This is a genomic window from Desulfurivibrio modestus (assembly GCF_044068625.1).
GTDB lineage: Bacteria > Desulfobacterota > Desulfobulbia > Desulfobulbales > Desulfurivibrionaceae > Desulfurivibrio.
Genome location: NZ_JBIPKH010000004.1, coordinates 120,638 through 133,466, shown reverse-complemented (window position 1 = coordinate 133,466; position 12,829 = coordinate 120,638). Strand labels below are relative to the sequence as shown.

Annotated in this window: 14 protein-coding genes; 5 read left to right on the top strand and 9 right to left on the bottom strand. The window is 62.2% G+C overall.

Annotation, left to right across the window (positions count from 1 at the left end; translation table 11 throughout):
- Positions 1–25 precede the first annotated feature (25 nt).
- The 4 genes from ACHHRT_RS04400 to ACHHRT_RS04385 form a co-directional block, all read right to left on the bottom strand.
- Positions 26–730: a LolA family protein gene (locus ACHHRT_RS04400; protein ID WP_395498087.1), complete on the bottom strand. Its 705-nt coding sequence runs from the start codon at positions 728–730 to the stop codon at positions 26–28.
- Between the two features lie 26 nt (positions 731–756).
- Positions 757–1,560, bottom strand: coding sequence for a glutamate racemase (murI, locus tag ACHHRT_RS04395; RefSeq protein ID WP_395498086.1), 804 nt, complete (start codon positions 1,558–1,560; stop codon positions 757–759).
- An 11-nt stretch (positions 1,561–1,571) separates the two neighbouring features.
- The gene (locus tag ACHHRT_RS04390) at positions 1,572–2,042 is read right to left on the bottom strand and encodes a Ros/MucR family transcriptional regulator (RefSeq protein WP_395498084.1); all 471 of its coding nucleotides are present in this window, start codon (positions 2,040–2,042) and stop codon (positions 1,572–1,574) included.
- Positions 2,043–2,128: 86 nt separating this feature from the next.
- Complete coding sequence (locus ACHHRT_RS04385) at positions 2,129–2,731, bottom strand: nitroreductase family protein (protein WP_395498082.1); 603 nt, start codon at positions 2,729–2,731, stop codon at positions 2,129–2,131.
- A 174-nt stretch (positions 2,732–2,905) separates the two neighbouring features.
- Here ACHHRT_RS04385 and ACHHRT_RS04380 point away from each other — a divergent pair, with 174 nt between their 5' ends.
- A complete protein-coding gene (locus ACHHRT_RS04380) occupies positions 2,906–3,724 on the top strand; it encodes a uracil-DNA glycosylase (protein WP_395498080.1) in 819 nt (272 codons plus the stop codon).
- A 150-nt stretch (positions 3,725–3,874) separates the two neighbouring features.
- On the opposite strand, the gene ACHHRT_RS04375 is transcribed toward ACHHRT_RS04380, so the two are convergent.
- Both ACHHRT_RS04375 and ACHHRT_RS04370 read right to left on the bottom strand, forming a co-directional pair.
- On the bottom strand, positions 3,875–5,293 hold the full coding sequence (locus ACHHRT_RS04375; protein WP_395498078.1) for a sigma-54-dependent transcriptional regulator: 1,419 nt from the start codon (positions 5,291–5,293) through the stop codon (positions 3,875–3,877).
- Positions 5,293–7,083, bottom strand: coding sequence for a c-type heme family protein (locus ACHHRT_RS04370; RefSeq protein WP_395498076.1), 1,791 nt, complete (start codon positions 7,081–7,083; stop codon positions 5,293–5,295). Before ACHHRT_RS04370 ends, ACHHRT_RS04375 begins: the two co-directional genes overlap by 1 nt.
- 363 nt (positions 7,084–7,446) lie before the next feature.
- Here ACHHRT_RS04370 and ACHHRT_RS04365 point away from each other — a divergent pair, with 363 nt between their 5' ends.
- The 4 genes from ACHHRT_RS04365 to ACHHRT_RS04350 all read left to right on the top strand — a co-directional run bounded on the left by ACHHRT_RS04365 (position 7,447) and on the right by ACHHRT_RS04350 (position 10,624).
- Positions 7,447–7,869 carry a universal stress protein gene (locus ACHHRT_RS04365; RefSeq protein WP_395498074.1) on the top strand — a complete coding sequence of 141 codons (423 nt, stop codon included), beginning with the start codon at positions 7,447–7,449 and terminating at the stop codon, positions 7,867–7,869.
- 43 nt (positions 7,870–7,912) lie between these two features.
- Positions 7,913–9,661 (top strand): YeiH family protein, encoded by a 1,749-nt coding sequence (locus tag ACHHRT_RS04360; protein WP_395498072.1) that lies wholly within the window; start codon positions 7,913–7,915, stop codon positions 9,659–9,661.
- Between the two features lie 93 nt (positions 9,662–9,754).
- Positions 9,755–10,003, top strand: coding sequence for a hypothetical protein (locus ACHHRT_RS04355; RefSeq protein WP_395498070.1), 249 nt, complete (start codon positions 9,755–9,757; stop codon positions 10,001–10,003).
- A gap of 183 nt (positions 10,004–10,186) precedes the next feature.
- Complete coding sequence (locus ACHHRT_RS04350) at positions 10,187–10,624, top strand: hypothetical protein (RefSeq protein ID WP_395498068.1); 438 nt, start codon at positions 10,187–10,189, stop codon at positions 10,622–10,624.
- Between the two features lie 31 nt (positions 10,625–10,655).
- Here the strand turns inward: ACHHRT_RS04350 and ACHHRT_RS04345 are convergent, their stop codons facing one another.
- The 3 genes from ACHHRT_RS04345 to efp are packed head-to-tail and all read right to left on the bottom strand — an operon-like array spanning position 10,656 to position 12,732.
- On the bottom strand, positions 10,656–11,249 hold the full coding sequence (locus ACHHRT_RS04345) for an NF038143 family protein (protein WP_395498066.1): 594 nt from the start codon (positions 11,247–11,249) through the stop codon (positions 10,656–10,658).
- A gap of 12 nt (positions 11,250–11,261) precedes the next feature.
- Complete coding sequence (gene epmA / locus ACHHRT_RS04340) at positions 11,262–12,164, bottom strand: EF-P lysine aminoacylase EpmA (protein WP_395498064.1); 903 nt, start codon at positions 12,162–12,164, stop codon at positions 11,262–11,264.
- A gap of 4 nt (positions 12,165–12,168) precedes the next feature.
- On the bottom strand, positions 12,169–12,732 hold the full coding sequence (efp, locus tag ACHHRT_RS04335; RefSeq protein WP_395498062.1) for an elongation factor P: 564 nt from the start codon (positions 12,730–12,732) through the stop codon (positions 12,169–12,171).
- Between the last annotated feature and the right edge of the window lie 97 nt (positions 12,733–12,829).

The following is a 12,829-nucleotide window of genomic DNA, read 5'->3' as shown; positions in this document are numbered from 1 at the left end:
ACTCCTTTTCCTAACAAATTACGGTTCACTGACCGAGAATTTCGGTACCATCGGGCGGGGTGAAGCGATAAAAGTCGGGGGGCAGTTCCGGATCGAGTTCGATCCGGGAGAAGGTCAGGGTGGTGACGCTGCCGAAGTGGTCGACAATCTCCAGGCGGCGGATCAGAAAACTGTCCCGGTCGGCCTCCAGATCAAGATACTCCACCTGGGGGTGCAGTTCGCGGGGCACCAGCCGCAGGAGATGGCCCCGGCCGGGACGGGCCTCGGCGGCCGGAACCTCCTCGACGCTGAAATCACGCAGCAGATCACCGGTGCCGGAGAAGAAGGCGTAGGTGACATCGCTCTCCAGATAGTCAGCCACATCCCGCAACATCAGCTGCCGGCTGGCGGCGAAATAGAGCCGGACCTGACGGCCGTCGCTGACCAGGACCTGATGATCGGGAAAATCATATTCCCAGCGCATCTGGTGGGGCTTGCGGAAGATCACCGTGCCCGCGCCCTCCCGCTGGCGCCCCCCCATGGGCATGGTGGTCAACTGCCGGAATTGGGCCCGGAAACTGCCGGTCTGGTTATAGGTTTCCTGTAATTGCCGGGCCACCCTTTCCAGCTCGGTGGGGGCATCGGCGGCCGGGGCCGGAGCTGGAGCCAGAAGCAGCAACAGGGCCAGCAGCAAAGCCAACCTGGACCCAAGCCCGGGGTGACGGGGATAAAAGTTGATTCCTTTGCTCATCTGCCTTCCATTATTGATCGCCGGTATTATTGATCGCCGGTATCGTCGGCCGGCCGCAACTCCATGTTCCGGCCGAAAATACGGCGGGCGATCTGGGCCGCCGCTTCGGTAACGTCCGACACATAGTAGAGGTTTTCCCCCTCGCCGCGATGGCTCAGGGTTTGGGCCACCTCCGGGTTGGTGGTCAGAAAGTCCCGGAGATCGGCGGCTAAAGCCCGGGAGGAGTCGATCACCTTGACCCGATCCCCAATCCGGCGCTGGATCAACTCCTTGAGCAGGGGATAGTGGGTGCAGCCCAGCACCAGGGTGTCCACCTGCTGCTGCTTCAGGGGGGCCAGATAGCGGCGCAGAATCATCTTGGTCTCCCGCTTGTCGAGCCAACCCTCTTCCACCAGGGGCACCAGCAACGGGCAGGGGGCGGAGAAAACCTGAAAATCATCCCGCCGCTCCCGGATCAGCCGCTCATAAACCCCGCTACGAATGGTGGCCCGGGTGCCGATCACTCCGACCCGCCCCCCGGCGCTGGATCGCACCGCCTGCTCCACCGCCGGTCCGATCACCTCGAAGATGGGCAGATCATAGGTGGCCCGCAAGCGTTCCGCCGCGACACTGGCCGCCGAGTTGCAAGCAACCACAATCAGTCTGGCCCCCCGGGCCAGGAGGAAATCCACGTTCTGACAGGAGTAGCGGGAGATGGTATCGGGACTTTTGGAGCCGTAAGGGGTGCGGGCCAGATCCCCGAAATAGACCAAGCGGTAATCCGGCAGGGCCTGCTCGATGGCCCGGGCCACCGTCATTCCCCCCACCCCGGAATCGAATATACCTATCATGGAAAGGAATTTTACGCCTTTTTGGCAGCGGCCCGGGGGGCTCTCCTGACCTTACCCTTGCCGGAGCGTTCGGCAATGGACTTGCGCAAGTTGGCCGGCAAACCGCGGGCCTTGCCCGCCTTTTTGCGGCGATCGGACAACTCCTTGGCGCATAAGGCCTGGCGCAGGGGCAGACCCCACTTCTTACGGTACTCCCGTCCGGTAAGGCCATGGGACTTCAGGTGCTTGGGGGAGATCATCTTGAACTCCTGGCCACACTCCAGACAAACGATCTTATGTTTCTGGATCGACTTCTCCGGGCTGATTGGCGGCTCGGCACCACCACCTGCGGCCGCCGCACCCTGGGCTTCATCCAGCTGCAAACCTCGCAGAGCGTTATATGTGGCCTGCAATGCCTGGGCAACTTCTTCGGCAGTCATGCTTGTAGAAGAACACTGGGCCTGCACAAGTTCGGCCGCCATCTCCACCAGTGATTTAGCCATTGTCATCCTCCATCGGATTTTATTAACAGGTGAAGGGGGAAGCTATCGCAGGAAGCTTAAAGTTGCAACATTTTTTACTGCTAATTTCAAAAGCGATCAGTAATCACCACTTCATCTAAAGTAAGTTGACCACCACGGGGCCAGGCAGGCTTAAGCCCCTTGCCGATGGCGACGCACATGGTCACCAGATGATCCTCCGGCAGATTGATCAGCCGGGAAACCGCTTCATAGTCGAAGCCGTCCATGGGGCAGGATTCATAGCCCATGGCCTTGGCGGCCAGCATCAGGGTCTGGGCGGCAATCCCGCAGGAGCGCATCGCCTCATCCCGCTGCACCTGGGGTTTATCGCGATAATAGGCTTCAATGGCCGGGAGGATGAACCCCTGCACCTCCTCGGTGGCATTGCGCCAATAACGGGCCGGCTCCTTCTCCCAGCTTTTAAGATCGGCACAGAGCACGATGAAAAGAGAGGAGTCGGTAACCTGGGCCTGATCCCAGGCTTCCGCCCGGATCAGCTGGCGGAGGATGGGGTCTTTCACCACCACGAAACGCCAGTTCTGAATATTAAAGGCGGTGGGAGAGAGCATGGCCAGGGAGAGCAGCTTGCGCTCGTCGGCCTCACTTATGCGGTGGCTGGGATCATAAAGCTTAACGGCCCGACGACCTTCGATCGCTTTGATGGTGTCCATGGCTTATCTCCTGACGGCAAGGGGCGGGGGCAGATCGAGCTTGACAGCCCCCGACCACAGTGATTAGGTACAGGGTTAAAAGTATGCTCGCACAGCATAACCCAGTGGGGACGAATTGACCAGCCCTTACCCCCGACGCCAACCCCCCGGATCAAACTCAGCCGCAAGATCGCCATGACCAGCCTCGCCAAACCGGACCCCGCCGAACTGCGACACCTGCTGACCGATCTGCGCGGCCTGATTCTGCTGCATCAGAGCGTTGGGATTAACAGCTATCCAGCCTCCCCCGAGCTGGCCCGTTTACTGAAGCCGCCGCCGGTCGGGGCCGCCGGAACCACCAGCAAACCTCCAACGACCGGAACTGGCAAACCACCCGCGGGCGGTCCGGCGAGCCGGGCTCCAGCCGCGCCGGCCAAACCGGGGTCGCAGCCGGTGAGGGGGGGCGATCTGACCGCCCTGCAAACCCGGCTGGGGGAGTGTCGCCGCTGCCTACTGCGTGGCCAGACGACCCGGCCGGTTTGCGGTCAGGGCAACCTCCGGGCCCGCCTGCTGATCATCGGCGCGGCCCCGGGTCCGGCGGAAGAGGCGGTCGGCCTACCCTTCCAGGGAGAGGCCGGGGCCCTGCTGGACCGGATGCTGGCCGCCATCAAGCTCAAGCGGGAGGAGATCTATCTGACCACCCTGGTCAAATGCGCCCCTCCCAACTCCCGCCCCCCCACCCCGGAAGAGGTCCGGGAATGCCTGCCCAACCTGCTGGCCCAGATCGCCGCCCTGCGGCCGGCCCTGATCTGCACCCTGGGCCAGGAGCCGGCCCAGGCCCTGCTGCGCAGCCAACTCAATCTCCTGCAGTTGCGGGGCAGGGTCCACGACCTTCAGGGGATTCCCCTGATCCCAACCCTGGCGCCGGAATTTCTCCTGCTCAATCCGGAGATGAAAAAGGCCGCCTGGGAGGATCTGCAGCTGCTCCAGAAAAGGCTGGCTCGCTTCCTTTAACAGTCCGTTGAAAAAGCCATCCCTGGCTTTTTCAACTAACGGTTGGCCAAAGATGGCTTTGGCCAACCTCACGAATTCATTGCCACTTTCAGTGCCAACGAATTCGGCGGCCCGTCCATGGGCCTTAACAGCCCGTTTTTCAACGGGCTGTTAAGGCCGGAAGTCCCGGGATTGCAGGTCCAGCCGGCGAAGAATTTTCTGCAGAGCCGCCCGGCTCAGGCCGGCCGTTTCCGCCGCCCGGGTAACGTTGCCCTCGCAAACCGTAAGCAGCTGGCGGACATAGTCGTCGGTGAACCGCTCCACCAACTGGTCCCGGCAGCGCAGATAGGGCTCGATGCCGCCGTCGCCGACGGCGGCGGTCAGACCGGGGGCTTGCCCCCCAAGACGGCCACCGCCATCCCCCACCGCCTTGATCTCCGCCAGACTGATCTCCCGCTCCGGGGCAAACAACACCACCCGCCGGACAAAATTCTGCAACTCCCGGACATTGCCCGGCCAGTCGCGGCGGGCGATCTCCCCCATGGCGGCCACCGAGAAGCTTTTCGGGGGCAGGTTCAGCTCCCGGCAGGCGGCCCGCAGGAAATAATCGGCCAAAAGGGGCAGATCCTCCCGGATCTCCCCCAGGGATGGGGTGCGCAGGGTGACCACGTTGAGGCGGTAATAAAGATCCTCGCGAAAGGTGCGCTCCCGGATCTTGGCCTCCAGATCCTGATTGGTGCTGGAGATGATCCGGACATCCACTTTAACCGAACGCTCGCTGCCCACCGGGCGAATCTCCTGCTCCTGCAAGGCCCGCAGCAGTTTGGTCTGGACCGAAACCGGGATATCTGCCACCTCGTCCAGCAGCAGGGTTGAGCCATCGGCCTCGGCAAACAATCCGGAATGGTCGCGATCAGCCCCGGTGAAAGCCCCCTTGCGGTGGCCAAACAGCTCACTCTCCAGCAGATGTTCGGGGATGGCCGGACAGTTGACGGTCACCATCTGCCGCCGCCCGCGGGAACTCAAATCGTGGATCGCCCGGGCCGCCAGCTCCTTGCCGGTGCCGGACTCGCCGCGGATCAGGACGCTGTAATCGGTGCGGGCCAGGGCCTGGATGGCATCGTAAAGCTTGCGCATGGGCGGCGACTGGCCGACAAAACCGGCAAACCCCGCCTGTTCGGGCAAACGTTGACGCAGGTTCATGTTTTCCCGCAGCAGGCGGCCCCGCTCCAGGGCCTTCTGCAGAACCCGTACCAGATCGGGGATCTCGAAGGGTTTGGTGATGAAGTCGTAGGCTCCGCGCTTGACCGCCTCCACCGCCGTTTCAATGCCGCCATAAGCGGTCATCATCACCACCGTCACCCAGGGGTCCAGCTCCTTGACCGCGCTCAACAGCTCCAGACCATCCATCTCCGGCATCCGGATATCAAGGAGCAGCACATCCACACTCTGCTCCCCCACCACCGCCAGGGCCTCAGCGGCCCGATGGCGGGTGATCACCTCCAGATCCGCCAGCTCCCGGGGCAGAATGCGGCCCAGGGCCTCCAGCAGATCCCGCTCGTCATCCACCACCAGCAAACGCGCCGCCATTATCGCTCCCCTTCCAGTTCCGAATCATGCGCCACCACCGGCAGATCCAGGACAAAGCAGGTCCACTCGCCCAACTGGCTGCTCACCTCGATCTCGCCCCCATGTTCCTTGATGATTCCATAGCTTACCGACAATCCCAGGCCGGTACCCTCGCCGGTCCCCTTGGTGCTGAAAAAGGGATCGAAGATCTTGCCCAGGTTTTCCGGGGCGATCCCCCGGCCGTTGTCCCAAACCCGCACCCGCGCCACGCCGGCCTCGGCCAGCCAACTGCTGCCGATCTCGATTCGCCCCCCGCCCTCGGGCATGGCCTGGCGGGAATTCATCAGCAGATTGAGGATCACCTGCTTGATCTTATTGACATCAAGCCACAACCGGGGCAGCTCGGGAGCCAGCTCAAGCCTGACCTCCACCCCCTGCTTGCTGAATTGGGGCGCCACCATCCCGGCCACCTCTTCGATCACTCGGTTCAGCGAGGCCTGCTCCTTGTTGCCCGCCCCCCCTCGGGCAAAATCAAGCAGATCACCGACAATTCGCTTGCAGCTGCGGGCCTGTTTTTCAATCACCTCCAGATCCCGCAAGGCCTGGGGATCGGTCAGGGCCTGCCGCTTAACCAGATCGAGATAGCAGAGGATAATTCCCAGGGGGTTGTTGATCTCATGGGCCAAGCCCGCCACCAGTTGGCCCATGGCCACCATCTTTTCGGCCTGGCGAATCTTCTCCTCCAGCTCCTTCTGCTGGAGGCGAGCCTCGGTAAGACGCAGGGCCCGGGTGCGATCCTCCACCCGACTTTCCAGTTCCCGGGCATATCGGCGCAACTGCTCCCGGGTGCGATGCAGGTGGCCGGCCATGGTGCAGGCCGCCACGGTCAACTCGGCCAGCTCATCCTTATAGGGCAAGGTGCGGGAGCCCCCGGCCAACTCCGCCGCGCACCCATCGGGATCGGGGGGGGAGGGCTCACCGTGATCCTGGAAGATCTCCAGCAACCCTCGCAGATTGATCACCACCATCCGGTGAAAAAAGAAGTTTAAGACCATGAAAACCATGGCCATGCCGGCAAAAACCACCAAAAAGATCGAAACCGCCTTTTCCCGGGCCTTGGCCAGGGCCGCCTCCACCGGCACCCCCACCGCGATCAGGCCGGCCAGCTCCCCCGGATGGCGACCAAAGCCCCGCTCGGCCCCGTAAGCATCAACCAGAACCGCCGGGGCCGCCTCCGGCAAACCGTGACAAACCAGACACTCCTGCTCGAAGCGAACCGGGCGGAAGCGCATGAACCACTTCTCCCGGTGCTCCCCCTCCACCAGGCCCCGCCACTCGGTCAGTTGCGGGTTTTCGCCAAAAAAGCCGATCATCCGCAACTCCAGCGGATTGGCCTCGTAGCGGGGATTACGGGCGTTGATCGCCACCCGCCGGTAATTGAACTCCTCCATGGCCGGGGCCAGGCGCTCCACCACCGCCCGCCCCACATAGGAGGTGGACATCGCCTCGGGGACGAAGTAATCAGGACCCAAGTGGCGATACATGGCCGGTCGCAGCTCCTCGCGGACATAGGAGCGGCTGGCCTCCACCGCCGCCATCACCAGCTCCGACTTGGCATGGGCCGCCTGCTCCAGCTGACTTTTTTCGTGGTGATAGATAATCAGGGCCATCATCAGGCAGTTGAACAGCAGAATCAGGCCGGTAACCAGCAGAAATTTGGCCTGGACGCCCATGGAATCCCGCAGCGGCCGCCGCACCCTGCCGCCACGGGCATCATTGATCTGATCCATCCGGTTCTGCTCTCCGCTCATCAACACCTCCCCAACCTGTAAACGGCCCAGCGCCAGCGATCCAGCACCGTTAGCCACCGTGCCCGTGGGAGATTATAGCGCAATTCACTGTGCTATTCACCCCAGAACACCCCAGGGACACTCCAGGCGCCAACTCCGGTTGGCACCTGTTGCCGCAGGTAGGCACCAGAAGGGCCGCTTCAGGATCGCCGGCCATGACCGCCCACCCCGTCCCCACCTGATAACATCTCGTTTTAAAAGGTAAAAAATATATTATCGCAACCATCACCGGCCCTGGAACGATTGTTGCTAATTGGCGACCATGACGGCGACCATCACCGCCACGACAATTTAGGAGACCAAACCTCAACAAAGGAGGCCACCATGAAGCTGCTCGTGCCCCATGACGGTTCGGACCAGGCTTACAAAACCTTGGATGAGGTTGTAAAGCTGGCCGGCAAACTCGGCGAAGCCGAGATCATCGTGCTGATCGTCGTACCCGACCTCTGCCTGCTGGACGTCGGCATCGACGAATGTAAGAGCATCACCGACACCCTCCACAAGGAGGCCGAAGGGATCAGGGAGAAGATCAAGGACAAACTGGCCGGCAGCGGTTTCAGCGCCGAGGTGCTGATCAAGCCCGGCTCGGCCGAGGATTGCATTTTGGACAGCTCCGACGAAATCAAAGCCGACCTGATCGTCATCGGGGCCGGGGGCAAACATGGCCATGGCGGTCGGGGCGCCTTGGGCAGCGTGGCCCACAAAGTGGTCAGCAGGAGCAGCCGCAGCGTCCTGGTGATCCGCTGAGCCCGCCCCAGACAATGTAATGCCAGACGAGGAGGAAACAGATATGACCGCGCCAACCAATAGCGATGTAGTTGTTGATAAAGGAAAATGGGAATGGTCGGAGATGTGGAAAAAGGAGGACTGGTGGGCGATCTGGCTGGGGTTTGCGATCCTGGCGGTGGGCCTGATGATCTTCCTGCCCCGCCCCCCGGCCGAGATGCATGAAAAGTTAACCCGCGCCGAGAACACCCTGAGTGCCGAAGCGGCCCGGGCCACCTTCCAGACCATCGAGTGGCATCTGGCCAATGATGCCAAGTCGGGCCTGCGGGCCCGCAACGAACCCTATGCCAAGAGCATCGGCCAATGGTTGCAGCGGCCCGGCCGCTGGAGCTCCAATCCCCTGGAATCGCTCTATCTGAGCGAGGAGGCGGCGGCGGCCCGCCGGGCGGCGGCCCTGCCCGCTTACGAAGAGGCCCAGGAGAAAACCAAAGCCGCCCTGGCCAACGCCAAAACGGCCCAGGCCATGGCTGAAGCGGCGGGATTCCAGAGTACAGCGCTCAACGACCAGGCCGAGACGGCGATCAGTGAATGGCGCCAGGCCCGGGAAAAGGAGCGGGGCAGCCTGCGCAGCCGAGCCACCGTCCAGGCTTACAACAAGATTCCCTACCTGATCGGCGCCCTGGTGATCACCATGCTGATCTTCTCCATCGGCACCCGCTTCATGGGAATCAGCACCGCCAAATTCATCCAGGGGTTCTGGTTTGTCTTTCTGCTGGCGGTGGTCGCCGAGATCATCGGCAACCAGACCACCATGCGGGAGTATGGTTTCGGGGCCATCATCTGGGCGATTCTGGGCGGGATGCTGATCAGTAACACCGTGGGCACCCCGGCCTTCCTCAAAGCGGCGTTGCAGACCGAATATTTCATCAAGACCGGCCTGGTGCTGCTGGGCGCGGAGATCCTGTTCGGCAAGATGCTGGCCATCGGCCTCCCGGGCATCTTCGTGGCCTGGGTGGTAACCCCCACCGTCCTGATTCTGACCTACATCCTGGGCCAGAAGGTGATCGGCCTGCAATCGAAAACCCTCAATATTACCGTTTCGGCCGACATGTCGGTATGCGGGGTCTCGGCGGCCATCGCCACCGCGGCGGCCTGCCGGGCCAAGAAGGAGGAGCTGACCATCGCCATCGGGATGTCGATGCTCTTCACCGCGGTGATGATGATCGCCCTGCCCACCTTTATCGTGGCGGTGGGGATGCACCCGGTACTGGGCGGCGCCTGGATCGGCGGCACCATCGACTCCACCGGCGCGGTGGTGGCGGCCGGCGCCTTCCTGGGTGAGACCGGGATGTTTGTCGCGGCCACCATCAAGATGATCCAGAACGTGATGATCGGGATCATCGCCTTCGGCGTGGCGGTTTACTGGTGCGCCCGGGTTGATTGCGTCCAGGGCCAGACGGTGAGCAAGATGGAGATCTGGTACCGCTTTCCCAAGTTCGTCCTGGGCTTTATCTCCGCCTCGATCATCTTCTCCGCCATGCTTGCCTACATGGGCAGCGTCGGTGATGTGATGATCGACCAGGGCGTGCTGCGCGGCTTCAGCCGGCCGCTGCGGGATTGGTTCTTCATCCTGGCCTTTGCCAGCATCGGTCTCTCCTCCAACTTCCGGGAGATGGCCGCGCACTTCAAGGGCGGCAAACCGGCCATTCTCTATGTCTGCGGCCAGAGCCTCAACGTGGCTCTGACCCTGCTGATGGCCTACATCATGTTCTTCCTGGTCTTCCCGGGGGTGACCGAGAGCCTGATGCAATAAGATAAGCTCCCGGCGGCAACCCCTCTTCAAGGGGGTCGCCGGGACAACTCCCCTGGATGGGTTTTAGGATTACAGCTATTGAGGAGCTAAAAGATGCCGACCACCATGGAGCAGACAAAACGGAAGCAAGCAAGCAGGGGCTGGGCCGGATTGCTGCTGGGGCTGGGCCTGTTCTGGCTGCTGACCTGGGTGGTACTGCCCTGGGGGCAAAACCTGCCGGGCTTACAGCCGGTGATGGCCGCGATAATCGCCGCCGACGTGGACACCAGCACCTACTGGTACAGCCAGTCGGAGAAGACCGCCGGCGCGGAAAACCATATCCGCAACGCCCTGCGCCATTGAAAGCAAGATGAAGTAGCAACACTGCAAGTTTACGGAAAACCGGTCCGGCTTGGGTTCCCTCCCCTCTCCTCCCCCAAGCCGGACCGGGCGACCGTAATCGTCGCGGCTGTCAGCCCCCCCCCTCCCTTGAAACAGCGAGCCCTTGGAGCGACCGACATCGAGATGCTACAGCAAGAGAGTTGGATGCCGAGATGGCTGGACCGCTTCGATGCCCGCACCTCCGCCTGGCTGGACAAACATTGCCAGGTGGTGCTGCGCCTCTCCCTGGCCATCATCTTCCTCTGGTTCGGAGCCCTCAAGCCGTTAGGACTGAGCCCCGAGGAGGAGCTGATCAAAAGCACGGTTTACTGGATCGAACCTTCCGCCTTTATCCCGATTCTGGGCTGGTGGGAGATGGCCATCGGCCTTGGTCTGCTCTGCCGCCCCCTGATTCGCGTCGCCCTGCTGTTGCTCATTCTGCAAATCCCCGGCACCATGCTCCCCCTGCTGCTGTTGCCGGAAGTCTGTTTTACCCGTTTCCCCTTCGGAGTCAGCCTGGAAGGGCAGTACATCATCAAAAATCTTTTCCTGGTTAGCGCCGCCTTCGTGATCGGCGGCAAGGTTCGACACACCAGCCGGTAAGCCGACGGTCAACACCCGGACAAAGGCGGATTCAGAAGAAGCGGCGCTGCTCCTCGGCCCGCAGTTCACGGCTTAGCCTGACCATCCGCCCATTGATCCGGCGAGCCTCTTCCCCGGGCTGAAAGGCCTCCAGCACCGCCTGCCCCACCTCCTCCTCCGCCCGGTTCAACCGGTCGAGAAAATCCCCATATTCGCCACTGTTACGATAGGCCCCCCGCAGCAGGCCCCGATAATCGGGAGCGGCTGCGAGCAGCAGACGGCGATAGTGCTCCTTGAGCAGTTCGATCTGGGCCGTCTGTCGCTCCAGCACCTTCAAGGCCTGGGGGGTGGGTTCGGGATGGGCCGCGAGAAACGAGGCTCGATAATCGGGGCCATCGCTGCCCAGCAATTCGGCCACCACCGCCTCCAAGGCGATTTTCCGAGTATGCAGCACCCCGTCGCAAAACCCCTGCAGCCCCGCCTTGTATTGCTGAATTTTATGGGCGTAATAGAGAAAGAGGATGGGGATCAGCACCAGCCAAACCGAAATTTTCGGCTTCTCCAGCACTTCCCGGGCCAGCCGCTTGGCGAAATCAAACTCGTAGTCACTGATCAGCCGCTGGTTCGCGCCAATGGATGGAGTCATCTGCAATCCTCCTCATAACTGTTCGGGGGTAAAGGCCAAAACCGCGTCGATCCGGTGGGCCCCCAGCATGATCATGGCCAGCCGATCAAGGCCCAGGGCGATTCCGGCGGCCGGGGGCATCAAGGCCAGCTCGGTGAGAAATTTTTCCGGCATGGGTGGCGGCCGCCGCCCGGCCGCCCGGATTTTGCGACGATCGGCCACAAAGCGCTGGCGCTGCTCCACCGGGTCGATCAGTTCGGAAAAACCGTTGGCCAGCTCCAAGCCGCCAATATAGAGCTCGAAGCGTTGGGAAACCGCCGGATTATCCGGGCTGAGCCGGGCCAGGGCCCCCAGCTCGGCGGGGTAATCATAGAGAAAGGTGGGACGGCTCCGGCCCAAATGGGGCTCGATCTTCTCCACCAGCAACTCTTCGAAGAGATCGCGAGCCAGCGCCTCCTCCACCGCCATGCCGGCATGGCGGTGGAAGGCCTCGGCCACGCCGAGCCGCTCCCAGGGCGGAGCCAGATCGAGCCCGGCCAGGGTCCGGGCGGCCACCGAACCGTAGTGCCCGGCGGCCAGCTCCCCGGCCACCGCCGCCAGCAACTCCTCGCATTCCCTCATCAGATCGTAATAATCGGCCCCGGCCCGGTACCACTCCAGCATGGTGAACTCGGGCAGGTGGCGGCTACCCCGCTCCTCCCGGCGAAAACATTTACAGATCTGGTAGAGCTGGGGCACTCCCCGAGCCAGCAGGCGTTTCATGCAGAGCTCGGGCGAGGTTTGCAGAAACCAGGAGCCGGCGGCCTGGGGAATCAGATGGGGCTCGGGAGCGGGAGCGGGAATACGGATGGGGGTCTCCACCTCCAGGTAGCCGCGCTGGTCAAAAAAGCGGCGGACGGCCCGAATCATCCCGGCCCGCCCCCAGAGATGCAGCATAATTTTATTCCTTGACCCGGGTCACGTACTGGCCGGTGCGGGTATCGATCTGGAGCTTGTCCCCCTCGTTGATAAAGGGGGGCACCTGCAGCACGTAGCCGGTCTCCACGGTCACCGGTTTGGTGTCGCTGCCGCTGGTATCTCCCTTGGCCCAAGGGTCGGCCTGGGTCACCGTCAGGTTGACGAAGTTGGGCATGGTCACCCCGATGGCCCGCTCTTCGTAAAGCAGCACGCTGACCTCCATGTTGTCGATCAGGAAGTTGACATCATCACCCAGCATCTCCTTGCGGATCACGATCTGCTCGTAGCTCTTGGTGTCCATGAAGTGATACTCGTCACCCTGGCCATAGAGAAACTGCATGGTCCGCTCCTCCAAGGGGGCGGGCTCGAACTTGTCGTTGGAGCGGAAGGTGCGATCGAAGGCGTTGCCGCTGATCATATTGCGCAACCGGCAGCGATAAAGGGCCTGGCCCTTGCCGGGCTTGGAAAATTCAAAGTCGGTGATGATATAGGGGTCGTTGTCCAGCTTGATCTTCAGCCCCTTGCGCAGATCGGAGGCGGTGTACATACGCGGTTTCTCCCGGCTTGACAGTTATAAAAATCGGGGCGGCCCGGCGCCGAACCGCCGGCACCCCGCCCCAACAAACGACGTTTAGTACCCGGAA